This is a genomic window from Rhodococcus sp. C1, from assembly GCF_020809065.1.
Taxonomy (GTDB): domain Bacteria; phylum Actinomycetota; class Actinomycetes; order Mycobacteriales; family Mycobacteriaceae; genus Rhodococcus_F; species Rhodococcus_F qingshengii.
The window spans coordinates 2,808,817-2,833,326 of the sequence record NZ_CP078080.1; the positions used below are offsets into that span (position 1 = coordinate 2,808,817).

Annotated in this window: 25 protein-coding genes and 1 tRNA gene; 2 read left to right on the forward strand and 24 right to left on the reverse strand. The window is 61.9% G+C overall.

Translation table 11 applies throughout. From position 1 onward, the window contains the following. Positions 1–329 precede the first annotated feature (329 nt). Positions 330–740 (forward strand): hypothetical protein, encoded by a 411-nt coding sequence (locus KTR60_RS12965; RefSeq protein WP_228402212.1) that lies wholly within the window; start codon positions 330–332, stop codon positions 738–740. A gap of 87 nt (positions 741–827) precedes the next feature. On the opposite strand, the gene KTR60_RS12970 is transcribed toward KTR60_RS12965, so the two are convergent. The 24 genes from KTR60_RS12970 to KTR60_RS13085 form a co-directional block, all read right to left on the reverse strand. Next, entirely contained in the window at positions 828–2,453 is a 1,626-nt protein-coding gene (locus KTR60_RS12970) for an ABC transporter permease (protein ID WP_228402213.1), read from the reverse strand. Beyond that, positions 2,450–3,241 (reverse strand): ABC transporter ATP-binding protein, encoded by a 792-nt coding sequence (locus KTR60_RS12975; RefSeq protein WP_019748159.1) that lies wholly within the window; start codon positions 3,239–3,241, stop codon positions 2,450–2,452. Before KTR60_RS12975 ends, KTR60_RS12970 begins: the two co-directional genes overlap by 4 nt. A 120-nt stretch (positions 3,242–3,361) precedes the next feature. Then, positions 3,362–3,432 (reverse strand) — tRNA-Cys (locus KTR60_RS12980). A 104-nt stretch (positions 3,433–3,536) separates the two neighbouring features. Next, a complete protein-coding gene (locus KTR60_RS12985; protein ID WP_007735133.1) occupies positions 3,537–4,163 on the reverse strand; it encodes a class I SAM-dependent methyltransferase in 627 nt (208 codons plus the stop codon). Positions 4,164–4,183: 20 nt separating this feature from the next. Continuing rightward, positions 4,184–4,900, reverse strand: a complete 717-nt coding sequence (locus KTR60_RS12990) for a hypothetical protein (RefSeq protein WP_007735135.1) — start codon at positions 4,898–4,900, stop codon at positions 4,184–4,186. Further along, positions 4,897–5,481: an RNA polymerase sigma factor gene (locus tag KTR60_RS12995; RefSeq protein ID WP_007735137.1), complete on the reverse strand. Its 585-nt coding sequence runs from the start codon at positions 5,479–5,481 to the stop codon at positions 4,897–4,899. The genes KTR60_RS12990 and KTR60_RS12995 overlap by 4 nt, the downstream gene beginning before the upstream one ends. A 30-nt stretch (positions 5,482–5,511) precedes the next feature. Beyond that, positions 5,512–6,195, reverse strand: coding sequence for a lysoplasmalogenase (locus KTR60_RS13000; RefSeq protein ID WP_007735138.1), 684 nt, complete (start codon positions 6,193–6,195; stop codon positions 5,512–5,514). A gap of 4 nt (positions 6,196–6,199) precedes the next feature. Then, positions 6,200–7,795, reverse strand: coding sequence for an NADH-quinone oxidoreductase subunit NuoN (nuoN, locus tag KTR60_RS13005; RefSeq protein WP_007735139.1), 1,596 nt, complete (start codon positions 7,793–7,795; stop codon positions 6,200–6,202). Further along, on the reverse strand, positions 7,792–9,396 hold the full coding sequence (locus KTR60_RS13010; RefSeq protein WP_210378358.1) for an NADH-quinone oxidoreductase subunit M: 1,605 nt from the start codon (positions 9,394–9,396) through the stop codon (positions 7,792–7,794). The genes nuoN and KTR60_RS13010 overlap by 4 nt, the downstream gene beginning before the upstream one ends. Continuing rightward, positions 9,390–11,282, reverse strand: a complete 1,893-nt coding sequence (nuoL, locus tag KTR60_RS13015; RefSeq protein ID WP_007735142.1) for an NADH-quinone oxidoreductase subunit L — start codon at positions 11,280–11,282, stop codon at positions 9,390–9,392. Before nuoL ends, KTR60_RS13010 begins: the two co-directional genes overlap by 7 nt. Before the next feature lies 1 nt (position 11,283). Further along, positions 11,284–11,583: an NADH-quinone oxidoreductase subunit NuoK gene (gene nuoK, locus KTR60_RS13020; RefSeq protein WP_003942238.1), complete on the reverse strand. Its 300-nt coding sequence runs from the start codon at positions 11,581–11,583 to the stop codon at positions 11,284–11,286. After that, entirely contained in the window at positions 11,580–12,377 is a 798-nt protein-coding gene (locus KTR60_RS13025) for an NADH-quinone oxidoreductase subunit J (RefSeq protein WP_007735144.1), read from the reverse strand. Before KTR60_RS13025 ends, nuoK begins: the two co-directional genes overlap by 4 nt. Further along, positions 12,374–12,931, reverse strand: a complete 558-nt coding sequence (gene nuoI / locus KTR60_RS13030) for an NADH-quinone oxidoreductase subunit NuoI (protein WP_007735146.1) — start codon at positions 12,929–12,931, stop codon at positions 12,374–12,376. The genes KTR60_RS13025 and nuoI overlap by 4 nt, the downstream gene beginning before the upstream one ends. Beyond that, positions 12,924–14,264 (reverse strand): NADH-quinone oxidoreductase subunit NuoH, encoded by a 1,341-nt coding sequence (gene nuoH, locus KTR60_RS13035; RefSeq protein WP_007735147.1) that lies wholly within the window; start codon positions 14,262–14,264, stop codon positions 12,924–12,926. The genes nuoI and nuoH overlap by 8 nt, the downstream gene beginning before the upstream one ends. After that, positions 14,261–16,678, reverse strand: coding sequence for an NADH-quinone oxidoreductase subunit G (locus tag KTR60_RS13040; RefSeq protein ID WP_007735148.1), 2,418 nt, complete (start codon positions 16,676–16,678; stop codon positions 14,261–14,263). Before KTR60_RS13040 ends, nuoH begins: the two co-directional genes overlap by 4 nt. Beyond that, positions 16,675–17,994: an NADH-quinone oxidoreductase subunit NuoF gene (nuoF, locus tag KTR60_RS13045; protein WP_007735149.1), complete on the reverse strand. Its 1,320-nt coding sequence runs from the start codon at positions 17,992–17,994 to the stop codon at positions 16,675–16,677. Before nuoF ends, KTR60_RS13040 begins: the two co-directional genes overlap by 4 nt. A 1-nt stretch (position 17,995) precedes the next feature. After that, positions 17,996–18,820 carry an NADH-quinone oxidoreductase subunit NuoE gene (nuoE, locus tag KTR60_RS13050; RefSeq protein ID WP_228402214.1) on the reverse strand — a complete coding sequence of 275 codons (825 nt, stop codon included), beginning with the start codon at positions 18,818–18,820 and terminating at the stop codon, positions 17,996–17,998. After that, entirely contained in the window at positions 18,817–20,148 is a 1,332-nt protein-coding gene (gene nuoD, locus KTR60_RS13055; RefSeq protein WP_007735150.1) for an NADH dehydrogenase (quinone) subunit D, read from the reverse strand. The genes nuoE and nuoD overlap by 4 nt, the downstream gene beginning before the upstream one ends. Beyond that, positions 20,148–20,810: an NADH-quinone oxidoreductase subunit C gene (locus KTR60_RS13060; RefSeq protein ID WP_007735151.1), complete on the reverse strand. Its 663-nt coding sequence runs from the start codon at positions 20,808–20,810 to the stop codon at positions 20,148–20,150. The genes nuoD and KTR60_RS13060 overlap by 1 nt, the downstream gene beginning before the upstream one ends. Beyond that, positions 20,807–21,361, reverse strand: a complete 555-nt coding sequence (locus KTR60_RS13065; RefSeq protein ID WP_003942234.1) for a NuoB/complex I 20 kDa subunit family protein — start codon at positions 21,359–21,361, stop codon at positions 20,807–20,809. Before KTR60_RS13065 ends, KTR60_RS13060 begins: the two co-directional genes overlap by 4 nt. Positions 21,362–21,441: 80 nt before the next feature. After that, on the reverse strand, positions 21,442–21,801 hold the full coding sequence (locus KTR60_RS13070; RefSeq protein ID WP_003942165.1) for an NADH-quinone oxidoreductase subunit A: 360 nt from the start codon (positions 21,799–21,801) through the stop codon (positions 21,442–21,444). 211 nt (positions 21,802–22,012) lie between these two features. Then, complete coding sequence (locus tag KTR60_RS13075; RefSeq protein ID WP_042450864.1) at positions 22,013–22,405, reverse strand: response regulator transcription factor; 393 nt, start codon at positions 22,403–22,405, stop codon at positions 22,013–22,015. A gap of 180 nt (positions 22,406–22,585) precedes the next feature. Beyond that, the gene (locus KTR60_RS13080; RefSeq protein ID WP_003942203.1) at positions 22,586–23,020 is read right to left on the reverse strand and encodes an SRPBCC family protein; all 435 of its coding nucleotides are present in this window, start codon (positions 23,018–23,020) and stop codon (positions 22,586–22,588) included. Between the two features lie 87 nt (positions 23,021–23,107). Beyond that, positions 23,108–23,587, reverse strand: a complete 480-nt coding sequence (locus KTR60_RS13085; protein WP_003942206.1) for a toxin-antitoxin system HicB family antitoxin — start codon at positions 23,585–23,587, stop codon at positions 23,108–23,110. 154 nt (positions 23,588–23,741) lie between these two features. Here KTR60_RS13085 and thyX point away from each other — a divergent pair, with 154 nt between their 5' ends. Next, the gene (thyX, locus tag KTR60_RS13090) at positions 23,742–24,494 is read left to right on the forward strand and encodes an FAD-dependent thymidylate synthase (protein ID WP_003942250.1); all 753 of its coding nucleotides are present in this window, start codon (positions 23,742–23,744) and stop codon (positions 24,492–24,494) included. The last annotated feature ends 16 nt before the right edge of the window (positions 24,495–24,510 follow it).

Consider the following 24,510-nt stretch of genomic DNA (forward strand, 5'->3'; position numbering starts at 1 on the left):
GAAATGGTGCCATGTATCGCCAGATCGCAACGGGCAGACTTTTGCTGCTACCGTCGGTTGGTGTCAGGCGATGTGACGATGGGGCTCATTTCTCGATGAGCATGACGCTGGTCACCAAAATGCTTCTCCGAGCAGGGAGTTCATCTGCCGGACACATCCAAGGTCCCCGTTTGAATGCCGGGTTTGTTAGCTTTCTGCCTGTGACGCGACGTCACGGAAAGTTCACGAATCACGGAGGATCATCATGGGTTCTATTTCAACGATCATCGGAATCTTCGAGCTCTACAAGCTTCTCGAGCCGCTGCTGAGCTCGCTGAGCTGATTCAGGTGTGATTTCGCTGTCGAGCCGGGGCGCCGAGGGACTCGGCTCGACAGCGGATCTCGAGGATCCGGCGCGATCAGGACCCGTGGAACGGATGTCGGCACCGGCAGAATTCCATCGCTCCGGTGTAGTGGTCCATCACCAGGATTTCTGCACACCGAGCGGGCTGCGGTGCGAACCTGAGGCAGCGCTCGATCCAGCCGCGCTCCAGCGAAGGGGCGGGGTGCGCGCAGTTCCCGCATCGGCCGGGACGTTCGGCGACACGTACGGAACCGTAGTGCTCCGGGGGCATGCCAAACATCTTGGTGGTGCGATGTTTCCAGGGCAATGGTTCGGCTCGAGCGGAAGCTATGTCACGAAAGCCCGGCGGCGATATGCGAGGACCGAACCCGTTGAGCTGCGCTACCTGGATCCCTGATAATCCGATTGCCCAGACTGAGTTTTTTGGTGCAAGTTGCGGCTACTGCGCTGACGCCCAGAAATTCTCGGACTATCTGGGCAACGATCATGTGGTGGTAACCGCGAACAGAATCCGATCCGGCTCGCGTTGCATACGGGTGATCGCGACGCGGCCCCCGATCCAAGCACCAAGTGCACCAATCGCAACAGCGACAGGGATGGCGAAATAGTTCACCGGGTTCGGTAGCAGCGCCCCGAGTAGAACGCCGGGCGCCGTTGTCGCGGCGAAGATGACGATGGCGAGGATGATCAGTCCGAAGGACGAGCCGTTGAAGGACCCGCGGGTGTTGAAGGAGAACGTCTTCTTCATCTCCGGAACCGGGTAGGGCGCTTTGGCGGATATCGCCACTACCAATCCTGCACCGACTCCCATCATCGAAATGCCGACGGCGATCGGCACGGCCAGTCGGTCGGTCCCGAGGTCCCCGAAGATCCGTACAGCAGCTGTTGCGACGACCACGAAGGGTGTCATCACGATTGCCCACGCGATTTGTCGGCCCCGGACGTCAGCGGCAGCGGCTTCGGGGATCATCACCAGATGCCAGATCGATGCGCCGTCGAATCCGTACAGATTCGATCCGGCTGCCATTGCCAGGTAGATCAGGAACCAGGCACCCCATGCGGCGGAGAAGGGGATCGATGACGAGATCAGCGGTCCGAAGCCGGAGACCAAGGTCATGATGGCAACGGAGAGCAGTTGTGTTCGTCGGCGCATGTCTCCGTGCCAGAGCGAAAGCTCGCGAGAGATGACGGTGCCCAGTCGGGATGCGCGCCAACCGGTTCGAATGTCGCGGCCCTGGTTCTTCAATTGCACGGAAGTGGCGCCCGCTGATTCTGCGACCTTCCCGTTGAAGTAGCGAACGACCAGGCGTTGCCATGACCACAGCAGTGCGAGATCGACCAGCACCAGGGCGAGGACTGCTCCGGCGGCGAGGAGCCAGGCGCCTCCTGCTGCTGCGTCGACACTGGTGATTCCCCACGCGAACGGGATCGAATGCGCGATCGTGAGCGGCCACGTGACGTCGCCGTCCACGACCGTGCCGAGGCGACTCTGCAGCGGAAATTGCAGCAGATACAGTCCGCCGAAGAACGTGCCGAATGCCAACAGTCCCAGTTCGCGGCTGCGACGACTCCGCAGGAGCTGCGACATCGCCAGCATCGCGACCCGTGAGGTGCCGACAATGAGCAGGACCGTTGCGGGCCAAGCGATAATGGCCAATGGCAGTGCGGCAGGGTGGTGTGTAGCGGCATAAATTGGAATCGCTGCTGCAGCCAACGCGGTAATCGGCACGGTCATACCGACCAGCGACGTCGAGAACAGTGCTCTGGCGAGTCGGACGGGTTCCAGGGGGAGTAGTTGGAAATGTCTGGGGTGAAGATTGTCATCTGACAGACCAGACATGATCGGCATCAAGATCCACATCACGGCGATAGCCGAAAGTGCGAGACTGGTTGTGCCGCTGACGAGATCGGGAGAAACACCGTTCTTTCCCGAAGCTCGTAGGCACAGTAGCGCTGCCCCCAGAACCCCGAACAACGCTGCAATGACCTTGATTACAGCTCTTCCACCGGTGAACTGACGTTTGTAGAGGGTCATGCGCATGCGGAGAACAGTGCGCCACACAGAGACCGACGGCTTCCAGCGTGTCGGTGAAAAGCTGGTGGTGGTCATGCGCGCATCCATGACAGTCCGTCGGGATTGGGACTGCGGCTACCGACAAGGCGAACGAATGCCTCGTCGAGAGTGTTGCCTGCGCGCACCTCGTCGACCGTTCCTGAAGCCACGACGCGACCGTCTGCGATGACTCCGATGTGAGTACACAGTTGTTCGACAAGGGCCATCACGTGACTGGAAAGAATGACCGAGCCACCTGAGTGGACGAACGAGAGCAGAATGCTCCGAATTCCGGCCGAAGAAATGGGGTCGACAGCTTCGAACGGCTCATCCAGTACCAGTAAGCGAGGGCCGTGCAACAAGGCCGAGGCCAACCCGATTTTCTTCGTCATGCCCGCTGAATAATCGGCGATGACCGTTCCACCTGCATCGGCGAGATCGAGCGCGGCCAACAGTTCGTCGCGTCGTGACGCGATGACGTCCTCTGGCATACCGCGCAGGCGTCCGAAATAGGTGAGTAGTTCATGGCCGGTGAACTGGGCGGGTAGCGCCAGACCGTCGGGTAGGACGCCGAGCAGACTCTTCGCTGCGACAGGGTCGTTCCACACGTCGTAGCCGTACACCAGGCTGCGACCGTAGTGCGGGCGAAGCAATCCGACAGCCATCGACAGTGTGGTCGTTTTTCCCGCACCATTCGGCCCAACCAGACCGAACAACGAACCTGAGGGCACCGCAAGGGAAAGGTCGTTCACAGCAACTTTCGCGCCGAACGCCATGCAGAGGTGTTCCACTTGCAAAGCCATCGGTCCGGGAGGTAGCTGTCCTGTCTCGGGGAGAGGGTGCATCGATCGAGGGTAACTGTCCGGAGCCATGTGCGCGGAGACGGAGCGGAGCGATGCAGGCTGCGTGCACCGAATGTCATTCCTAGGTGAGGGTTGCGACATGAGTCGCTGGTTCGCAAGGGGAGCGGATGGCAGGAGTCGAACCTGCGTGGACGGTTTTGCAGACCGCTGCCTTGCCGCTCGGCCACACCCGCATTGATCCAATTATGTTCGTAGTGAACAACAGTCGCCACCATTGTGATCAGGGTGAGTTGATCGCCGTGTGACGGATCGCAGGGGGTGCGGGGGAAGTGCCGGGTCAGGCGCGGGAGAACACCGCGACCAGGAATTCGGAATCCTCCTTGAACGGGCGAAGATCCCACGTGGAGAGCAGCAGATCAGCCTCGAGGCCACTCGCGGTCGCGTCGGCGAGAAACTCGGGGAACTCGTAGCCACGGCCGGCACCGAATCCGATGACCACTCGGCCGCTCGGAGCGAGATGACGAGCAAATCCTGACAATACTGCTTGCCTGGTGGACGGCGCGAGAAACGCCACCACGTTGCCTGCCGACACGATGACGTCGAAATCTGCCTCGACACCGCGGGCCGGCAGATCGAGTTCGGCGAGATCGCCGACAAGCCACGCCGGTCCGGGGTGGTCTTCTTCTGCGGCAGCGATGAGAACCGGGTCGACATCGACTCCGACAACCACATGCCCGACGTCGTGCAGATAACCGCCGAGTCGGCCAGGCCCGCACCCTGCATCGAGAACCCGGCCACCGCGTCCGAGCATCGCGTCGATCAAACGTGCTTCCCCGACAATGTCCTTGCCGTCCGCTCTCATGGAACGGAAACGCTCGACATATCGTGTGGAATGCGTCGAGTCGGCTGCAGTGATCTCTTCCCACTGGCTGGGGATGCGCTCGTTCGGGGCGTGTGCAGTCATCTTTCGAGGGTACCGACAGCTCACCGGGTGCCGACGACCGTCCCGTCTGCGGCATATCCGACGAGGGTTGGACGAGGGGACGTGAGCGACAGGGGAATCCATCCGTAGAAGCGGTCTTCGGCAAGAATTGTCGGATAGATCTGGCCGTCTGCGGTGTGAAGTTCGGCTCGGACAGCACCTCCCGCTCCTGCGTCGTAGGTCGCCTCGTGCGGACCGGCCTCGTACCCGGCGCCGCCCCCGAATGAATCTGCGCCGTACAAGTCAATTGATCTGCAGCCGTGTCCGAGGCCGATGAATTTCGACGGACCAACCTTGTCGATGTCGGCTGACGCCTCGAAAACCGGGGCGACGCACCTCCAGCCATTGGCGCCGTGGGCGACAAAGATGCTGAACAAGGTTCCGTCAGGTCCGGGAATGGACCCGACCCGCTCGGCGGTGGACGGATCTATTCCGCCGTTGGTTCCCGGCATCGTCTGCCAACCCGAGTACATGTCGGTGAACGCTTTCGGCATCATCCCCGTGGCAGCGGCGCAGCCCACCACCACTGCTGCGCAGATCGCCGCGACGAGAACGATGGCACCGACGCGACGGCGTGGAGCTTTGGTTGCCCCAATGTTGTTTTCGGTAGCCATGATTCGGGTGCGTGCGGCATCTTGGACGTTCTCGGGCCAGAGTTCGGCGGAAACCGTATCGCTCGGCCGCAGCTTCTCGAGCGTGGTGAGCGGATCTTTGGTCATGGGGTACTCCCGTGTTCGGCGGCAGCGCAAGGTCGGGCGGTGTTCATCGGGATAACGGTGTCGGATTCTGAAGTCAACCCGGCGCGCAATCGACGCCGAGCGCGAAAGAGACGAACATGCATGGCCGGAACCGAACACCCAGCGACCCGCGCGGCTTCGGTGGCGGTCAACCCGTCCCAGGCAGTCAGGAGCAGGGCTTCACGTTCGGTGACGGTGAGTGTTGCCAGTGCTTCGAGCAGTTCCGTGCGTTCGGTGACAGTGACGTCGGCGCCCGGCGTCGATGCCGCAATCTGCTCGATGCGTCCCATCTTCTCGGTGAGCGCGTCAAGGCGCCGAACGCTGCGACGGTTGTTGTTCACGGTGTTACGAGCCACCACCAACAGCCACGGCAGTGCCTGGTCGGGCACTTCGTCCAAGCGTCGCCAGGCAACGAGGAACGTCTCGGAGACAACCTCCTGCGCGCTGTGATGATCAACGTGGCGACAGGTATACGCGAACACCCGACCGGCGTAGGCGTCCCACAGGGCGGTGAACCGCTCTTCGCCGCTCGGCGGTGGCTGTTCCTCGGATTTCGGGGTCATATGAAGAGATGTCCGGCTGGTTGCTGATCCTTACAGCCTCTGAGCTAATGGACGGTTTGGCGTGTTACTCCGGCCGAGAACTCCCACTGTCAGAAGCAACAGAGCGAGGATGTACAGCGTCATGATCCAGATGCCCGCAGCGGCGGGCTGCCACTTGTTCGCCTGGCCGAGCAGGATGAGGGCGTCAGAGGTGAGGAACAGCGCGCCGCCGATACCGGTGATCGAGTTGTACGTCAGTGCGGTTGATGCGGTTCCCACCAGTATTGCGGCGTACACGGGGACGGCAATTCGAAGTTCAGGTTCGAGACCGGTCCAGGTGTACGACACAAGAGCGATCCCAGCGACGGTGTAAGCGCACAGAAACCATGGCCGCCTTCGTATCTCCCGAAGCGCGCCGTGTGAGAGAAAGAATCGGATGAAGCAGAGGTGACCGATCGCGAAGGCTGCCATCCCGATGACAAACGTGGTCTCCCAGATCAGGAACAAATCTCCGAAAGCACAGGCAATCAGTGCCGCAGCAACAATTCGAGGTCCGCGTCGGGCGACAACCCAGGCAGCCAGAATCGGAGCGAGCATGACCTTGGTGATCCCGTCCCAGGGCGCAGCATCAGCGGCATTGAGGATCAGATGGACAATCGCTACCGCTGAAAACACGACGAACCATGGGGCCCGGATGATGCTCGGCAGCCCGGGGTCGAGGTCAGATTCACGCATCGGCTCAGTGTAGGAAGTCCGCTGCACGCTCGGCGAGGTCGAGCGCCGGCTGGGGGAGTATGCCGAGGATGAGCGTGACACCGGCGCCGAGGCCGATCACGCTGCTGGTCAGTGCACTCGGTACCACGACGGTCGGAGCGTCTGCGGCCGATTCGGTGAAGAACATCAACACGATCACTCGCACGTAGAAGTACGCGGCGATCGCGCTGCACAGGACGCCGACGATCACGAGAGGTGCGGCCCCGCCCTCGGCTGCCGCGCTGAACACCGCGAACTTTCCGATGAACCCACTGGTCAACGGGATCCCGGCGAAAGCCAACAGGAACAGTGCAAACACAACTCCGACCAGCGGTGAGCGCCGGCCCAATCCGGCCCAGCGCGAGAGCGTCGCGACCTCACCGTCTGCGTCCCGAACCAGACTCACGACGGCGAACGCGCCCACGGTGCTGAATCCGTAGGCCAGAAGGTAGAACATCGCCGAGGCCAGGCCGGCGTCCGAATCCGCAACCACAGCGGTCAGAATGAATCCGGTGTGCGCGATGGCCGAATACGCGAGCATCCGCTTCATATCGGTTTGCGTCACAGCGACGATCGATCCGACAACCATCGTGAGAATCGCGACCGCCCACATCAGTGGACGCCAGTTCACGTACTCGTTGGGCAGAGCCACATAGAAGACACGAAGGATGGCACCGAATGCGGCGATCTTGGTCGCAGTAGCCATGAAACTGGTGATCGGCGTCGGCGCCCCTTGATAGACATCGGGAATCCACGAATGGAACGGCACGGCACCGACTTTGAACAGTAATCCCACGGCCACGAGTGCTGTCCCGAGCCACAGGAAGGCATCGGTACCCGACCCGCTGCGTGCTGCGTCGGCGATACCGGAGAGCGTGACCGTCCCGGCATAGCCGTACAGCAATGCGATTCCGAAAACGAAGAACGCCGACGAAAATGCCCCGAGCAGAAAGTACTTGAGCGCAGCTTCCTGGGAGAGCATGCGACGTCGGCGTGCCAGACCACACAGGAGATACAGAGGCAGTGAGAACACTTCGAGCGCAACGAACATCGTCAGCAGATCGTTGGACGCGGGAAAGAGGAGCATGCCGCCGACAGCGAAGAGGGTGAGCGGAAAGACCTCGGTCTGGGCGATACCGACCTTGACCGCTTCGTGTTCCGCAACACTTCCGGGGACGCTCGACGCTTGAGGGGTGAAACCGCCGAGCGCGTCGTGTTGCGCGATCACCTCGGCGGTGTTGCCCGAGCCTCGCTCGGCGATCAGCAGTACTGCGGGGATCGACACGAGAAGGATCGTGGCCTGCAGGAAAAGGGTCGGACCGTCGACCGCTACAGAACCCATCATCGCCGTCGACCGCGTGCCGGCGAGCAGAAGCACTGCCACGAATGCGGCCGCCAAGCCTGCGACACCGAGGACGAGTTGCACGGGGTATCGAAAACGCCGGGGTGCAAATGCCTCGATGAGTACGCCCACAACCGCAACACCGAACACGATCAACATTGGCGAGAGCAAGCTGTATTCGACACTGGGTGACGCCGTGCCGGCTGAGCCGAGGATGGTCACGTCGTTGAAGGAACTCATTTGTGGGCACCTCCTTCGTGGTCGGCGACGAGCGGGGTCGGAGCCTCGTCGACGACCGTATGGCTCACTGCAGGAGTGATGACGTCCAAGGCAGGCTTGGGGTAGATGCCGAGAAGCAACAGGAGTGCGATCAGAGGGGCGACCACCACGAGTTCGCGTCGAGCGAGGTCGCGGATCGTTCCCTGCTCTTCCTTCACAGGTCCGCCCATCATGCGCTGGTAGAGCCAGAGTATGTAGATCGCGGACAGGACAAGCGCGGCAGTCGCCGCGATAGCGGCCACGTGGTATCGCGAGTACGTCCCGATCAGCACCAGGAACTCACTGACGAACGGCGCGAGACCCGGCAGCGACAGCGTTGCCAACCCCGCAACGAGGAATGTGCCGGCAAGTACGGGTGCAACTTTCTGGACGCCGCCGTACGCCGCGATCGATCGAGTACCTCGCTGCGAGACGAGGAATCCCGCAATCAAGAACAGAGCCGCAGTGGAGACTCCGTGATTGACCATGTACAGCGCGGAACCCGCCTGGCTCTGGCTGGTCATCGCGAAGATTCCGAGAATGATGAAGCCGAAGTGCGAAATCGACGTGTAGGCGATCAGTCTCATGACGTCTGTTTGCGCGATCGCCAGTATTGCGCCGTAGACGATCCCGATAACGGCGAGCGTGATGATCCACGGTGCAAAGGTCGACGACGACTCCGGGAACAGTTGCAGGCAGTAGCGAATCATCGCGAACGTGCCCACCTTGTCCACGACCGCCATCATCAACACTGCTGTCGACGGAGTCGATTCCACCGCGGAGTCCGGCAACCAACTGTGCAGCGGCCAGAGCGGTGCTTTCACCGCGAACGCGAACATGAATCCGAGGAACAAGGCGTTGAGCACCCCGGGTCCAACACCGAGTTCACCGCTGTTTGCCGCTGAGGCGATCGCCCGGAAGTCGAAAGTGCCGCTGGCGAAGGGACTCTCGTCGCGCGTGGTGACCACATACAGGCCGATGACTGCAGCGAGCATGACCAGGCCGCCGAGGAGGTTGTAGAGCAGAAACTTCACGGCTGCGCGAGATCTGCCCACTCCGCCGAACCCGCCGATGAGGAAATACATCGGTATCAGCATTGCCTCGAAGAAAATGTAGAACAAGAGAATGTCCAAGGCGCTGAACGAAATCATCACCATGGACTCGACAACAAGGATCAGCGCGAAATAGGTGTGCGGCATTCTCTTGGGTGATGCCGGGTCTGCCGGGACGTCGTTCCAGCCCGCGATCAGTAGTAATGGCACCAGCACTGCGGTGAGAAGAACCAGAACGAGTGCGATCCCGTCGAGTCCGAGTGTGTAGCTGGTGCCGAAAGCCGGTATCCAGCTGTGGCTTTCGACAAATTGAAATTGTTCGCCGCCGCGGTCGAACGCAACTCCGAGAACGGCGGCGACCACCAGGACTGCCACGGACACAGCCAATGCGAGATACTTCGCAAATTGGTACGACCGTGCCGGCAGAGCGAGGACAACACCCGCTCCGATGAGCGGAAGCAACCAGAGCACCGTCAGCGCGGGGAAGCCGGTATTGGTCACAGAGTCGCTCACCGCCGCTTCGATCACCACAGTGTCACCGCCATCATTGTCGCGACCACGAGTGTTGCTCCGACAAACATCACCAGCGCGTACGAGCGAACAAACCCGGTCTGTAGCTTCCGCGTGAGCGCGGACAGCCCGGTGACGACCACCGCAAAGCTGCCCACGACGCCGCCTATTCCCTTGGTGTCGAACACTTCCAACGACTTGGTGAGTTGTTGTCCGGGCTTCATGAACACCGTCTCGTTGAAGGCGTCACCGTACAGATCGCGGCGAGCCGCAACGGTCAACGGTGAAACCGGAGTAGGTGCCACAAGTGGAATCTCCCGGGTGGCGTACTCGCGATACGCAATCGCGACGCCGGCGGCGACCGCGAGCAGCGCCAGCGCGGTGATCGACCATGCGGGTATCGGCGGTTCGACGTGATGTGAGCCGACAACCGGTTCGAGCCAGTTCTGCAAGCTGGACCCGATGGTCAGGAGCATCCCGGCGCCGACGGACCCCACCGCCAGGATGATCATCGGAGACGTCATCACCGCCGGAGATTCGTGAGGTTTCTGGTTCTCCCAGCGGGCCTTCCCGAAGAAGGTCATCAGCATCACGCGGCTCATGTAGAAGGCAGTGAGCGCCGCACCCAACAGCGTGACGATGCCCAGCACAACACCCTTGATGCCGCCCTCGCCGATCGCAACCTCGATGATCTTGTCCTTGGAGAAGAACCCGGCAAACGGCGGAACACCGATGATGGCAAGGTATCCGAGCCCGAACGTGACAAAAGTCAGTGGCATGAACGCTCGGAGCCCGCCGTAGCGCCGCATGTCGGTTTCGTCGTTCATCGCGTGCATCACCGAACCCGCGCCGAGGAACAGGCCTGCCTTGAAGAATCCGTGGGTGATCAGATGAAGGATTGCGAAGGCGTATCCAGCTGGTCCGAGGCCCGCCGCCAGGACCATGTATCCGATCTGACTCATGGTCGATGCGGCGAGCGCTTTCTTGATGTCGTCTTTCGCGCAGCCGATGATCGCACCGAACAGGAGCGTCACGGCACCGACGATGACAACCACGAGTTGAGCGTCGGGTGCGAGATCGAAGATCGGATTGGAGCGCACGATCAGATAGACGCCGGCCGTGACCATCGTGGCCGCGTGAATCAGAGCCGAGACGGGGGTGGGGCCCTCCATCGCGTCGCCGAGCCACGACTGCAGTGGCACCTGCGCGGACTTCGCGCATGCAGCGAGGAGGAGCATCAGGCCGATCGCCGTCAGGACACCTTCGCTTGCACCAGACGCGTCGGCGAAGACGCTGCTGAACGAGAGCGAGCCGAACGTGGTGAACATCAACATCATCGCGATCATCAATCCGATGTCGCCCACCCGATTGACGACAAAAGCCTTCTTGGCAGCGGTCGCCGCCGACGGCTTGTGCTGCCAGAAGCCGATCAGGAGGTACGACGCCAAACCGACGCCTTCCCAGCCGACGTAGAGCCCGAGGAAGTTGTCGGCGAGCACGAGGAGCAGCATCGCAGCGAGGAAGAGATTGAGGTAGGCGAAGAACTTCCGACGCTCGGGGTCGTGCGCCATGTAGCCGACCGAGTAGATGTGGATCAGCGAACCTACACCGGTGATGAGCAGGACGAAACACATCGACAGTTGATCAAGCTGCAGTCCGAACTCGACCTGAAGACTGTCGACCGGGACCCAACTGAACAGGTGCTCGGTGACGGTGCGGTCGGCGGTGTCGCGGCCGAGCATGGCGATGAAAGACACCACTGCGACGACAAACGACGCGAGTGCCATGACGCAGGCGAACAGGTGGCCCCACGTGTTCGTGCGACGACCCGCCAGCAACAGGACAGCGGCGCCGCACAGGGGCAGGGCGGGGAGCAACCAGATGGCGGACGTGATTCCTCCTGACATGTCAGTACTTCAGCAGGTCTGCGTCGTCGACGGATACAGAACGCCGAGATCGGAAGATGATCATGATGATTGCCAAGCCGACGACTACTTCGGCCGCAGCTACCACCATCGTGAAGAAGGCGAAGATCTGGCCGTCCAGATTGCCGTGCATGCGCGCGAAGGTCACGAATGCCAGGTTCGCGGCGTTGAGCATCAATTCGATACACATGAACACCACGATGGCGTTGCGTCGCAGGAGGACTCCCGCAGCCCCGATGGTGAACAACAGGACCGACAGATACAGGTAATTCTCGGGATTCATCGCGCAGACTCCTCACCGGTACTCGGATCCGGGGAACGCGGAGTGAGTGCGCTGCTGACGGAGAGCGTCGAGAACGTTCCGTCGGGCAACAGTGCCGGCAAGTCCACTGCGTTGTGACGTGCGTACACGCCGGGACTGGGGAGGGGAGTGGCCGAGCCCTTGTCGGGATTGCTCTCATCGCTGCCCAGGTACGCGAATCGTTGCTGCGAGAGTTCGCGTTGGCTGAGTGTGGCTCCGATCTTCTCCCGATGCGCGAGCATCATTGCGCCAAGTGTCGCCGTGATCAGCAGTGCGCCGGTCAGTTCGAAGGCCCAGACGTAGCGGATGAAGATGAGATCGGCGAGAGCGTCGATGTTGCCCTGGTCGAGTCCGGTGAATCCGGTGAACCCCGAGATCGACGCATTTCCGAGGCCGCCGATAAGGAGTAGCCCGAATCCGACGCCGATCACGATCGCGCTGACGCGTTGTCCCCGTAGCGTTTCGACCAAGGAGTCCGAAGAATCCACGCCGACCAGCATCAGGACGAACAGGAACAACATCATCACTGCGCCGGTATAGACGACGATCTGGACGACACCGAGGAACAGTGCGCCCTGCACGATGTAGAAGACGGCCAGGATGATCATCGTCATTGCAAGGAAGAGCGCAGAGTAGACGGCCTTGGGGGCGGCGACCACGCCCAAAGCGCTGATCACCGCAAGGGTTCCGAGGATCCAGAACTGCACCGCCTCGCCGGTGGAGGTCGATGTCATCGTTCCCTCCGCCAGGATCGTGGTCGTGACCGACGCGATCATTTCTCGGTCTCCGGGTTCGGCTCTTGCTCGGGTGCTGGCTGTTCGGGAGCTGCTGTGATGTCGCCGCGGTAGTAGTCGTCCTGAGTTGTGCCGGGACGCAGCGCGTGTGGTGGCGCTGCCATGTCGGGTTTCAGGGGCGCGAGAAGGCGGTCCTTCTCGTAGATCAATCCGGCTCGGTTGTCGTCGGTCATCTCGTACTCGTTGGTCATGGTGAGAGCCCGAGTGGGGCAAGCCTCGACGCAGAGGCCACAGCCGATGCACCGCAGGTAGTTGATCTGATACACCCGCCCGTAACGCTCGCCGGGGGAGAACCGTTCTTCTTCGGTGTTGTCAGCACCCTCGACATAGATCGCGTCGGCGGGGCAGGCCCAGGCACACAGTTCGCAACCGATGCACTTCTCGAGTCCGTCCGCATACCGGTTGAGTTGATGGCGACCGTGGTATCCGGGCGCGGTGGGGCGCTTCTCCTCCGGATAGAACTCGGTCTCGGGCTTCTTGAACATTGTCGAGAGCGTCACTCCGAAACCCGCGATAGGTCCGAGGAAATCAGGCATGGGAGTCCTCCGATGTGTCGGAAACATCTGTCCGCCGCGGCGGTGGCACCTTCTGACCCGGTAGTTTTCGGGTCGGCAGCGTTTGACCAGGTAGGGGTGGAACCGGGAAGCCGCCCGACATCGCATCGAAAGGCCGGGTCCCCGAATCGGGCACCAACGCGGCGGTTCGGCGTCGGCTGCGGTAAGTCCCGGCCAACACGATCAGGAGCGCAGCTCCGAGAACCAGTGCGACGCAAAGAAGTACGACCCAGGTGTTGTAACCCTCGTTGCGGAACGCACGAACGGTCGCGATCACCATCACCCACACCAAGGCAGCGGGGATGAGAATCTTCCATCCGAGATTCATGAACTGGTCGTAGCGCAATCGAGGAAGCGTGCTGCGCAACCAGATGAAGACGAAGAGGAAGCCCCACACCTTGGCGACAAACCACAGCACCGGCCACCAACCGGAATTGGCGCCGTCCCACAGGTTGAACGGGAACGGTGCGTGCCACCCGCCCAGGAACAGTGTCGTGGCCAGAGCGGACACCGTCACCATGTTCACGTACTCGGCCAGCATGAACATCGCGAACTTGAGTGAGGAGTACTCGGTGTGGAACCCACCCACCAGTTCACCCTCGGCCTCGGGAAGGTCGAAGGGAGCCCTGTTGGTTTCGCCGACCATGGCTGTCACGTAGATCAAGAAGGACGGCAGGAGGAGAAAGACGTACCAGGCACCTTGTTGGGCGCTGACGATGCCGGACGTGGACATCGTGCCGGCGTAGAGGAAGACTGCGGCGAAGGACAGCCCCATTGCTACTTCGTAGGAGATGACCTGCGCGGTCGATCGAAGTGCGCCCAGTAGTGGATACGTCGATCCGGACGACCAGCCGGCAAGCACGATCCCGTACACACCGATTGAAGTTACGGCGAGGATGTAGAGAACTCCGACCGGCAGATCGGTCAGTTGCAGGGGTGAAAGGGTTCCGAAGATCGAGACCTGCGGACCGAACGGGATGACGGCAAAGGCCATGAACGCGGGCACGACTGCGATGACGGGCGCGAGGAGATAAATCGGTTTGTCGGCGCCGGTCGGTGTGATGCCCTCCTTGAGGGCGAGCTTGATTCCGTCAGCGAGACTCTGGAGCATTCCACGGGGGCCGACGCGGTTCGGTCCGACACGCATCTGCATGCGTGCCATGACCTTTCGTTCCGCGTAAATTGCCACCAGCGGTGTGAGTACGAGGAACACGAAAATGGCGAGAGCCTTGCCGATCACCAACCACCACGGGTCGTGCCCGAACGCCGACAGGTCGACCGGAGCTGACACGGTCCCGTACTCGTGGGTGGTCATTGCGCTCCCGCCTTCGCAATCTTCACCACGGAACCCGCGGTAACGCAGAGCGTTTCGTAGATCGTGCTACCCGGTGAATTGAGCGGGAGCCAGACTGTTCGAGGCGGGAGTTCGGTGATCTCCAACGGTAATGTGATGGAACCGGATTCAGTCGACACCGCAACGTGATCGCCGTTGTCGGCGCCGATCTCGGCAGCGGTCTCGGCAGACAAACGCACGAGTGGGAGCCGTGCCGTACCCGCCAGGTTGGGCTCGCCGTCTTGCAATCGGCCGTTGTCGAGCAGCATTCGCCAGCTCGACAACACTGCCTCGCCCAGTGCCGGTGTGGGCATGGTGCCTGACGGCACCTGAGGCGAGATGGGGCGCGATCCGGACCACGCGCCGAGGCGGTGTATCTCCGAGCGTGCGGAATCTGCGTCGGGTAGGCCCAGATCGATGCCCATCTCGGCTGCGATCGCGTGAAGGACGCGCTGATCCGGCATCACTCCTGTCGTTCTCAATGCGGTGTCGAACACGCGCTCGCGGCCTTCCCAATCGAGGAAGGTTCCGGGCTTCTCGGCGACCGGTGCCACCGGGAAGACGACGTCGGCGAGTTCGGTGACTCCGCTGTGACGGATCTCCAAACTCACCACGAAACCTGCTGCTTCGATCGCGGCCCTTGCCTTCGCCGGGTTCGGGAGATCACTCAATTCGACGCCGCCGACAAGAAGGGCAGCAGTCGTCTGCCCCGGATCCAGCAGACTCGCGGCGTCGCGCCCGTCGGATGCCGGGATGGAGGCCCCCCACACTGATTCCACCTCCTGACGTGCTGCCGGGTCCGCAACGGGGCGTCCGCCGGGAAGCAATCCCGGTAGTGCGCCGGCCTCGACGGCGCCGCGATCACCAGCGCGGCGTGGGACCCAAGCCAAACAAGCTCCTGTCGCTTCGGCGAGACGTACCGCCGCGGCGAAGCCGCCCGCCACCTCACTGAGTCGTTCGCCCAACAGGATCACTGCACCGGGCTGCCGGAGGAGCTGCCCCTCCTCACTGCTGGGGTGAGACAACGAATCCATCAGAGCTGCTTCACTTCCGGGTACGGTCCGAAGCAAAGAGCCGCCCATCTTCTTCAGGCCGCGCGTAGCGAATGGCGCGCTGGAGAGCACCGTCGTCTTGCCGAAACGTGCGGCCTTGCGTAGCCGCAGGAAGATGATCGGTGACTCCTCCTCGGGCTCGAGAGCTACCAGCAATGCGGCCGGGGCCGACTCGAGGTCCTGGTACGTTACCGACTCTTCGAGTGTGCGGCCGGCGACGTGTGCTGAGAGGAAACCTGCCTCTTCGGCAGAATGAGCACGGATTCGGAAGTCGATGTTGTTGGTGGCGAGAGCAACTCGCGCGAACTTGCCGTAGGCGTAGGCGTCCTCCAAGGTAGAGCGTCCGCCGACGAGTACGCCTGCGTCACCGCGGGCCTGCGCGAAGGATCGCGCAACGAGGTCGAGTGCCATGGGCCACGACGCCGGAATCAATTCGCCGTCAGCGTTGCGGATCAGGGGAGTGGTGATCCGATCACCTTGGGTCGTGTACGTGAATGCGAAACGGCCCTTGTCGCAGTTCCATTCCTCGTTGACTGCGGGGTCGTCCCCGGCGAGACGGCGGAGAACCTTTCCGCGACGGTGGTCCGTGCGCTGAGCACATCCGTCGGCGCAGTGTTCACACACGCTGGGGCTGGACACCAGATCGAACGGTCGCGCCCGGAATCGGTATGCCGTACTGGTAAGCGCGCCGACCGGGCACACCTGGATGGTGTTGCCCGAGAAGTAGGACTCGAAGGGCTCGTTGGCGTAGATCCCGACCTGTTGAAGCGCGCCGCGCTCGAGGAGATCGATGAACGGGTCGCCGGCGATCTGGCCCGAAAACCGTGTGCATCTGGCGCAGAGGACGCAACGCTCGCGGTCGAGCAGGATTTCGGACGAGAGTGGGATGGGCTTGGGGTAGGTCCTTTTCTCCTCACCGAACCGGGATTCGGTGCGACCGGTCGACATCGCCTGGTTTTGAAGCGGACACTCGCCGCCCTTGTCACACACGGGGCAGTCCAGAGGGTGGTTGATGAGCAGGAGTTCCATCACCCCGCGCTGCGCCTTCTCCGCCACCGGTGACGTGAGCTGTGTGGTGACGACCATTCCGTCCGCAACCGGTGTCGTGCAGGACGCCACCGGCTTGCGTTGACCTTCGACCTCCACGATGCACTGTCGGCACGCCCCGACCGGGTCCAGAAGAGGATGATCGCAGAACCGCGGAATCTGTGTGCCGATCATCTCTGCAGCGCGAATGATCAACGTGCCCTTGGGTACCTGGAGTTCCCGGCCGTCGATGGTGAGGGTGACGAGATCAATCGGCGGTGCCGCATCGGTTCCAGTGGTGGCGTCGGCTGCAGTCATGAGACGAACGCTCCTGTCGCGAGAACGGACCGGCGAGGATCGAACGGGCATCCGTTGCCGTCGAAATGCGCTACGTATTCCTCGCGGAAGTACTTCAGGGAGGACATGATCGGGCTGGTCGCTCCGTCGCCCAACGCGCAGAAGGATTTTCCGAGGATGGTGTCCGAGATGTCGAGAAGTTTGGTGAGATCAGCTTCAGTACCTGTTCCGCCTTCGAGCCGACGCAGGATCTGCACCAGCCAGTACGTGCCTTCGCGGCACGGCGTGCATTTACCGCAAGATTCGTGGGCATAGAACTCGGTCCACCGCAGCACCGCACGCACGATGCAGGTTGTGTCGTCGAATATCTGCAGTGCTTTGGTGCCGAGCATCGATCCCGCCGCGCCGACGCCCTCGTAGTCGAGTGGGACATCGAGATGTTCGTCGGTGAAGATCGGAGTCGAGGATCCGCCGGGAGTCCAGAACTTGAGGGTGTGCCCGGTGCGAACGCCGCCCGCGTAGTCGAGAAGTTCTCGCAACGTGATGCCGAGCGGCGCCTCGTACTGGCCGGGAGTGGTGACATGACCAGAGAGCGAGTACAACGTGAACCCCGGCGACTTCTCGCTTCCCATCGACCGGAACCACTCCGGGCCGCCCAGGACGATCGACGGCACACTCGCGATGGACTCGACGTTGTTGACGACGGTCGGGCAGGCGTAGAGGCCGGCGACGGCGGGGAATGGCGGCCGCAGTCGAGGCTGACCGCGTCGTCCCTCCAACGAATCGAGGAGGGCTGTCTCCTCACCACAGATGTACGCGCCTGCTCCGGCGTGCACGACGAGATCCAAGTCGAATCCCGAACCGAGGATGTTGCGGCCCAGGTATCCGGCCGCGTAGGCCTCGGCCACGGCGGTCTGCAGACGTCGCAGGACCGGGACCACCTCGCCCCGGACGTAGATGAACGCCTTGGCCGCTCGAATTGCATACGCCGCGATGATGACTCCCTCGACCAACGTGTGTGGGGTCGCCATCATCAACGGCATGTCCTTGCATGTGCCCGGTTCGGACTCGTCGGCATTGACGACGAGATAGTGAGGCTTGCCGTCTCCTGGCTTGTCTTCGGTGCTCTGTGGGATGAAACTCCACTTGAGGCCCGTCGGGAAACCGGCGCCACCGCGCCCACGAAGGCCAGCGTCCTTGACCGTTTCGATCACGGCGTCGGGGGACATGGCTAGCGCTTTGCGTAGGGCTTGGTAGCCGTCGTGACGAAGGTAGCTGTCGAGAGTCCACGAGTTCGGTTGATCCCAGTAGCGACTCAGGACGGGGGCGAGTGTCATGTCACTTCCCTTCGCCGGGAGCGTCGGCTGCTGAGGCCGAACCGGGTGGGTTGTCGTCGTGAGATCGGCTGATACGCAGTCCGGCAAGAGTTGCCCCGCCGATTGTCTGTGCTTCGGCTGCTTCGATTCGCGTATCGGGGAACCCGGCCAAGGTGCGTGCGGTCTGTCGGAACGAACACAGTGTGGCACCGCGACTGGGTGTCACGCGCTCTCCGGCGCGGAGCGCATCGACGAGTGAGCGCGCCGATTCCGGAGTCTGGTTGTCGAAGAACTCCCAGTTGATCATCATGACGGGGGCGTAGTCGCACGCCGCATTGCACTCGATGTGTTCGAGGGTGATCTTGCCGTCGGACGTCGAGATGGAGTGTCCGCCTTCGTCTCTGGAGCCTGCTGACCCGAGATGCTCTTCGAGTGCTGCGAGGATGTCGTCTCCGCCCATGATCGCGCACAGCGTGTTGGTGCAGACTCCGACCAGATACTCACCCGTCGGACCACGGCGATACATCGAGTAGAAGGTGGAAACGGCGGCAACCTCGGCGCCGGTCAAACCCAGCTTGGCACTGCAGAAATCGATCCCGGCCGGGGTGATGTACCCGTCCTCGGACTGCACGAGATGAAGGAGCGGCAGGAGGGCTGATCGACTGGTGGTCGCCACGGCGTCAGGCTCACGGTAACGAGCGATGACGGTTTCGGCATCGGCGTCGAGTCGGGCGAGTACGTCAGGCGGATAACTCGATCGTGCGCCAGGGCGTACCAGTTGCGTGGGCTCGTCCGGGCGCGGCCCGAGTTCGATGAACACCCGTGACGAGCCGTTCGGGCCGGTCATCGGTCCACTCCGCCCATGACGGGATCGATACTGGCAACCGAGGCGATCACGTCGGACACCATGCCTCCCTCGCACATCGCCGCTACCGCTTGAAGGTTGGTGAATGACGGATCCCGGAAATGGACTCGGTACGGCCGGGTTCCCCCGTCGCTGACCATGTGCACACCCAACTCGCCACGCGGGGACTCGACGGCGACGTACACCTGGCCGGGCGGCACGCGGATTCCTTCGGTGACCAGTTTGAAATGGTGAATCAGACCCTCCATGGACGACTCCATGATCTTGGCGATGTGCTTCTGCGAATTGCCGAGGCCATCCGGTCCGACAGCGAGATCGGCAGGCCAGGCGATCTTCTTGTCGTCCACCATGACCGGCCCCGGTTGCAGTTTGTCGAGGCACTGCTCGACGATCTTGAGGGACTCCTTCATCTCCTCGACACGGATGACGTACCTTCCGTAGCAATCGGATCCGTCGTGCGTCACGACGTCGAACTCGTAGTTCTCGTAGCCGCAGTAGGGCTGCGCTCGACGCTGATCGTGGGGGAGACCCGTGGCGCGTAGGACCGGCCCCGTCACGCCGAGCGCCATGCAGCCGGTGAGATCGAGATATCCGATTCCCTGGGTGCGGGCTTTCCAGATAGAGTTGTCGCTGAGCATCAGTTCGACGTCACGCAACCGTTTCGGTAGGACCTTCAACAGTTCTCGCACCTTCGCGACCGACCCGTCGGGTAGATCCTGAGCGAGACCACCAGGCCTGATGTAGGCGTGATTCATCCGCAGTCCGGTGATCGTCTCGAACACGTCCAGAATCAATTCGCGTTCGCGGAATCCGAACAGCATCGCCGTCACGGCGCCCAGTTCCATTCCACCGGTTGCCAGGGCGACAAGGTGCGACGAGATTCGATTGAGCTCCATCATCATCACGCGAATGACGGTGGCTCGCTCGGGAATGTCGTCGGTGATACCGAGAAGTTTTTCGACTCCGAGGCAGTACGCGGTTTCGTTGAAGAACGGTGACAGGTAGTCCATTCGAGTAACGAAAGTGACGCCCTGCGTCCAGTTCCGGTATTCGAGATTCTTTTCGATTCCGGTGTGCAGGTAGCCGATTCCACACCGAGCTTCCACGACTGTCTCACCCTCGATTTCGAGAATGAGGCGCAAGACGCCGTGAGTGGACGGATGCTGCGGGCCCATGTTGACCACGATCCGTTCGGCCTCGCCGGTTCGCTGGCGAGCGGCCGCGGTGACGATGTCGTCCCAGTCCTGACCCGATGCTGTGACGACGGTTTCCGTCGTGGCACCGGAGTTGCTTCCTGTCGTCTCGTTCATCAGTTGTACGACCTACGCTCGTCGGGTGGAGGAGTCTGGGCGCCCTTGTACTCGACCGGGATACCGCCGAGCGGATAGTCCTTGCGCTGTGGGTGGCCCTTCCAGTCGTCGGGCATCTCGATACGGGTCAGGGCCGGGTGACCGTCGAAGACGATCCCGAAGAAGTCGTAGGTCTCACGCTCGTGCCAATCGTTGGTGGGGTATATCCCGACGATGGACGGAATATGTGGATCGGAGTCCGGCACGGACACTTCCAGTCTGATCCGGCGGTTGTGCGTGATCGAAGCAAATGGATACACGGCGTGGAGCTCGCGACCGGTGTCCTGCGGATAGTGGACTCCATCGACACCCAGGCAAAGTTCGAAGCGCAGTTCCGATTCGTCGCGCAGTCTGCGCGCGACCTGCGGGAGGTGAGACCGTTCGACATGCAGCGTCATCTCGTCTCGAAAGATCACTACCCGCTCGATTGCATCGGTGAAAGTGCTGCCCCCGCTGCGCAATGCGGCATCCAAGGAGTCCGCAACTTCGTCGAAGTATCCACCGAACGGTCGAGAGGCCTTGTCCTCTACTGAGATCGGCGGGGCGAGCCGGCTGTAGCCCGAGGTGTCACCACTGCCGCGGACCCCGAACATCCCCCTCGATCCGTTGTTGCCCGCGGTCATCGCAGAAGCCCCTTCATGTCGATGGTGGGGGTGGATGCCAGTGCGGCGCGCTCGGCTGCCGCGCGTGCCTCTTCGCGGTTCACGCCGAGGGGCATCTCCTGGATCTTTCGGTGCAGTTCGATGATCGCGTTCAGGAGCATCTCCGGCCGCGGCGGACAACCGGGCAAGTAGATGTCGACCGGCACGATGTGGTCGACGCCCTGTACCACTGCGTAGTTGTTGAACATACCGCCGGACGACGCACACACACCCATGGCCAGAACCCATTTCGGCTCGGCCATCTGGTCGTAGACCTGACGAAGTACCGGCCCCATCTTTTGACTGACCCGCCCGGCCACGATCAGAAGGTCTGCCTGTCGCGGCGACGCGCGGAATGCCTCCATGCCGAACCGCGCCAGGTCGAAGCGACCTGACGTGGTTGCCATCATCTCGATCGCGCAGCACGCGAGCCCGAAGGTGGCAGGCCACAGTGATCCTTTGCGGGCATACCCTGCCAGGCCCTCGACAGTGGTCAGTAGAAATCCGCTGGGGAGCTTTTCTTCGAGACCCATATCCGACTCTTTTCAGTCGTAACAGCTGCGGTGTGACCGGTTTTGTCTGACGTATGTGTGCTGTACCTGTGTCCGCTGGCCTAGTCCCAACCGAGACCGCCTCGTCGCCATTCGTATGCGTATGCCACCGAGACGTTGACTATGAAAAGGCCCATCGCCGCGAGGCCGAACAAGCCGAGCGAATCGAAATGCACCGCCCACGGGTAGAGGAAAACGATCTCGATGTCGAAGATGATGAACAGCATTGCCGTCAGATAGAACTTGACGGGAAACCGCCCGCCACCGGCGGTACGGGGTGCCGGTTCGATTCCGCATTCGTAGGCTTCGAGTTTCGCCCTGTTGTACCGCTTCGGGCCGACCACGGACGCGAGAACAACCGACACCACAGCGAAGGCCATCGCGATGACCCCGAGGACGAGAATGGGGATGTAAGCGTTCATGTCACCCGAACTCCTCTCCGCTGTGCGGAAGTCCGCCCAGCCCGAAGGTGCCGTTCGATTTCGATACTGCCAGCAATTCGATACTTATGTGACCTGCGACACCCACACTAGGGGAGGCCTCCGACATTGGGTTCGTTTTCGGGGTGCCGAGTTTCGCTCTCGAAAGTCCGAAGTAGTCGGCGCCGCAACGAATCACCGCTGCAACGGGTGCTCACCGGCTCAGTTGTCGACGCAGAAGCGCGATGACGGTGGAAGCAAGTTCGATCGGATCTATCGGCTGCGGCACTGAGGCTTCCGCTCTCGACCACGACGCCAGCCACGCATCGTCGGGTCGACCGGTCAGTACGAGGATCGGTGGACAGTCGGCGATCTCGTCCTTGAGTTGTTTCGCGACGCCCATGCCGCCCGCCGGACTCGCCTCGCCGTCGAGGATGGCGAGGTCGATTCCGCCGGCATCGAGCTTGGCTACGACGATCGGTGCCGTCGCGACCTCGATGTAGTCGATGGTGGGCATCGACGGATGTGGGCGCTCTCCGAGAGCGAGCCGAACTTGCTCGCGCGTGTGTGCGTCGTCGCTGTAGACGAGGATGCGCACGGGTGCCATGGAGTTGGGCTCTGCGGTCTCGGCGGACACGCGGCCGACGTTACTCCTGGCGGTCCCTGGCTACCGGCGAATCTTCAACATCGGCAGGGACTTCCGCGAAAACACAGCTCGGCTTCACAGCAAACGGCCCTTACCCGGCGATGAACGCCGAATTAAGGGCCGCCTGAATTGCGTGTGCGCTCAGAAGTTTTCGACGAACTTCGTCAGGCCCTTGCTCGCTGTTTCCAGGGCCGTCTTCTGTGCCTTCTTCACCAGGAAGCCCGGCAGCGGGATCTTGGGATCGATGGTCAGTTCGAAGGTGACTTTGGTTCCACCGTCGGTGGGAGTCAAGACGTACGAGCCGTCCTGCTGGTTCTGCTGACCGCTCTCCACGAGGGTCCAGGTCACCTTCTCGTCGCCCTCGAAGGTGTAGTCGACTACCTGCTCGTCGTTGATTCCCAGAATGGACACGGCCATGCGAACGCGATGGGGGCGACCGTCGTCGTGGGTGCTCTCGATGGTGATCTTCTTGTGTGCAGACGACCATTCCGGCAGCCGATCGACGGCTGCTACGGCCTTCATCACCGTTTCCGGATCAGCCTTGATCTCGAATTCCTTGACGCCCGAAACGGCCATGAACGTGCTCCTTCTCGCCTTGCGGCAACGGTTCGTGATTACTGCAGTTGCGCAATTAGATCATTCGGTGATCGGGTTGGCGTCGAGCTAGTCCATGCCGTTCTTGCGCATCTGGTCCCGCAATGCGCCCTGGACGGCTTGTGAAACCCACGAGTTGAGGGAGACTCCGTTCTGATTGGCGGCCTCCTCGGCGCGGGCTTTGATCTGCTCCATCATCCTCAACGTCACCCGGCTGATATCTCCGCTGACGTCGTCGAACGAGTAGGTTGAGTCCTTCTTCTCGTCGTCTGCCTTCTCGTTTGCACCTTCGCCGCCGGTCGAGTTCGGCGGGCGAACGACGTCGACCAGTAATTCGCTTCCGTCGAGATTGACCTTGACCTCTCGGTCGCCCAGCTTCGCCCCGATCTCCTTGGCCAGTTCTGTCGCCGCGGCCAACAAGACCAGGCGGACCGAGGGTTCGATGGCGGCGGACAACGACGCCGCAATCCGGCGCGTGTGATCGTCGCCGAGTTCGGCTGCAGTGGCGAGGTCGTTCTGCAGCTTTGCGGTGTACTCCGAAATGTCCATGACACCACAGTGACGTCAAAAGTGACGTCAGTCAAGGATGTGATGACGTCACTCGGTATCGAGGGCGGTCGACCGCTATAGAGTTGCCCAGCACCTGAGGCGAACGGCGCCCGGGTTTCATGCTGGTCGTTTCGTGCTTGTCGAGGAGTGGGTTGTGCCGAACACGGTGTCACTGAAAGTGCAGTTGGTGGCGAAGTCCGAGTTCTTCCCGCCCGAGGACATTCCGTGGGAGACGGACGCGGATGGTGGCGAAGCGCTGGTCGAGTTCTCCGGTCGAGCCTGCTACCAGAGTTGGTCCAAGCCGAATCCGCGAACCGCAACCAACGCCGGATACCTGAGGCATCTGCTCGAGGTCGGACACGTTTCGGTGCTCGAGCATGCGACAGTGAGCTTCTACATCACCGGTATCTCGCGCTCGTGCACTCACGAATTGATTCGTCACCGGCACTTCTCGTACTCGCAACTCTCGCAGCGATTCGTCCGTGAGAACGATGCAAACGTCGTCGTGCCTCCTGCTGTCGAAGGTGATCCCGAGCTCGAAGCACTGTTTCTGAATGCCACCGACGAAAGCCGTCGCGCTTACGGGGAACTGCTGACTGCCCTCGAAGGGAAACTGCAATCGGTGCCCGGTGCCCCGATGCGGGGGAAGCAAGCCAGGCAGGCTGCGCGCTCGGTGCTGCCCAACGCCACCGAGACGCGCTTGGTCGTGACCGGAAACTATCGGGCCTGGCGGCACTTCGTCGAGATGCGTGCCACCGAACATGCGGATGTCGAGATCCGGCGAGTCGCGGTCGAGTGCCTGCGTCAGCTTCGTGATGTCGCGCCAAATGTGTTCGGGGACTACGAGATTCTTCGCGGAAGCGACGGATCGGAAATTGCCGTCAGCGCATTTGCGGCCGAGTCGTGACTCGTGTGCAGAAGTA

Excerpts from the sequence above, each read along its gene's own strand:
- KTR60_RS12970 (WP_228402213.1), bottom strand. The coding sequence starts at position 2,453 with ATGACCACCACCAGCTTTTCACCGACACGCTGGAAGCCGTCGGTCTCT.
- KTR60_RS12975 (WP_019748159.1), bottom strand. The coding sequence starts at position 3,241 with ATGCACCCTCTCCCCGAGACAGGACAGCTACCTCCCGGACCGATGGCT.
- KTR60_RS12985 (WP_007735133.1), bottom strand. The coding sequence starts at position 4,163 with ATGACTGCACACGCCCCGAACGAGCGCATCCCCAGCCAGTGGGAAGAG.
- KTR60_RS12990 (WP_007735135.1), bottom strand. The coding sequence starts at position 4,900 with ATGACCAAAGATCCGCTCACCACGCTCGAGAAGCTGCGGCCGAGCGAT.
- KTR60_RS12995 (WP_007735137.1), bottom strand. The coding sequence starts at position 5,481 with ATGACCCCGAAATCCGAGGAACAGCCACCGCCGAGCGGCGAAGAGCGG.
- KTR60_RS13000 (WP_007735138.1), bottom strand. The coding sequence starts at position 6,195 with ATGCGTGAATCTGACCTCGACCCCGGGCTGCCGAGCATCATCCGGGCC.
- nuoN (WP_007735139.1), bottom strand. The coding sequence starts at position 7,795 with ATGAGTTCCTTCAACGACGTGACCATCCTCGGCTCAGCCGGCACGGCG.
- nuoL (WP_007735142.1), bottom strand. The coding sequence starts at position 11,282 with ATGTCAGGAGGAATCACGTCCGCCATCTGGTTGCTCCCCGCCCTGCCC.
- nuoK (WP_003942238.1), bottom strand. The coding sequence starts at position 11,583 with ATGAATCCCGAGAATTACCTGTATCTGTCGGTCCTGTTGTTCACCATC.
- KTR60_RS13025 (WP_007735144.1), bottom strand. The coding sequence starts at position 12,377 with ATGATCGCGTCGGTCACGACCACGATCCTGGCGGAGGGAACGATGACA.
- nuoI (WP_007735146.1), bottom strand. The coding sequence starts at position 12,931 with ATGCCTGATTTCCTCGGACCTATCGCGGGTTTCGGAGTGACGCTCTCG.
- nuoH (WP_007735147.1), bottom strand. The coding sequence starts at position 14,264 with ATGACCACCCACGAGTACGGGACCGTGTCAGCTCCGGTCGACCTGTCG.
- KTR60_RS13040 (WP_007735148.1), bottom strand. The coding sequence starts at position 16,678 with ATGACTGCAGCCGACGCCACCACTGGAACCGATGCGGCACCGCCGATT.
- nuoF (WP_007735149.1), bottom strand. The coding sequence starts at position 17,994 with ATGACACTCGCCCCCGTCCTGAGTCGCTACTGGGATCAACCGAACTCG.
- nuoE (WP_228402214.1), bottom strand. The coding sequence starts at position 18,820 with ATGACCGGCCCGAACGGCTCGTCACGGGTGTTCATCGAACTCGGGCCG.
- nuoD (WP_007735150.1), bottom strand. The coding sequence starts at position 20,148 with ATGAACGAGACGACAGGAAGCAACTCCGGTGCCACGACGGAAACCGTC.
- KTR60_RS13060 (WP_007735151.1), bottom strand. The coding sequence starts at position 20,810 with ATGACCGCGGGCAACAACGGATCGAGGGGGATGTTCGGGGTCCGCGGC.
- KTR60_RS13065 (WP_003942234.1), bottom strand. The coding sequence starts at position 21,361 with ATGGGTCTCGAAGAAAAGCTCCCCAGCGGATTTCTACTGACCACTGTC.
- KTR60_RS13070 (WP_003942165.1), bottom strand. The coding sequence starts at position 21,801 with ATGAACGCTTACATCCCCATTCTCGTCCTCGGGGTCATCGCGATGGCC.
- KTR60_RS13075 (WP_042450864.1), bottom strand. The coding sequence starts at position 22,405 with ATGGCACCCGTGCGCATCCTCGTCTACAGCGACGACGCACACACGCGC.
- KTR60_RS13080 (WP_003942203.1), bottom strand. The coding sequence starts at position 23,020 with ATGGCCGTTTCGGGCGTCAAGGAATTCGAGATCAAGGCTGATCCGGAA.
- KTR60_RS13085 (WP_003942206.1), bottom strand. The coding sequence starts at position 23,587 with ATGGACATTTCGGAGTACACCGCAAAGCTGCAGAACGACCTCGCCACT.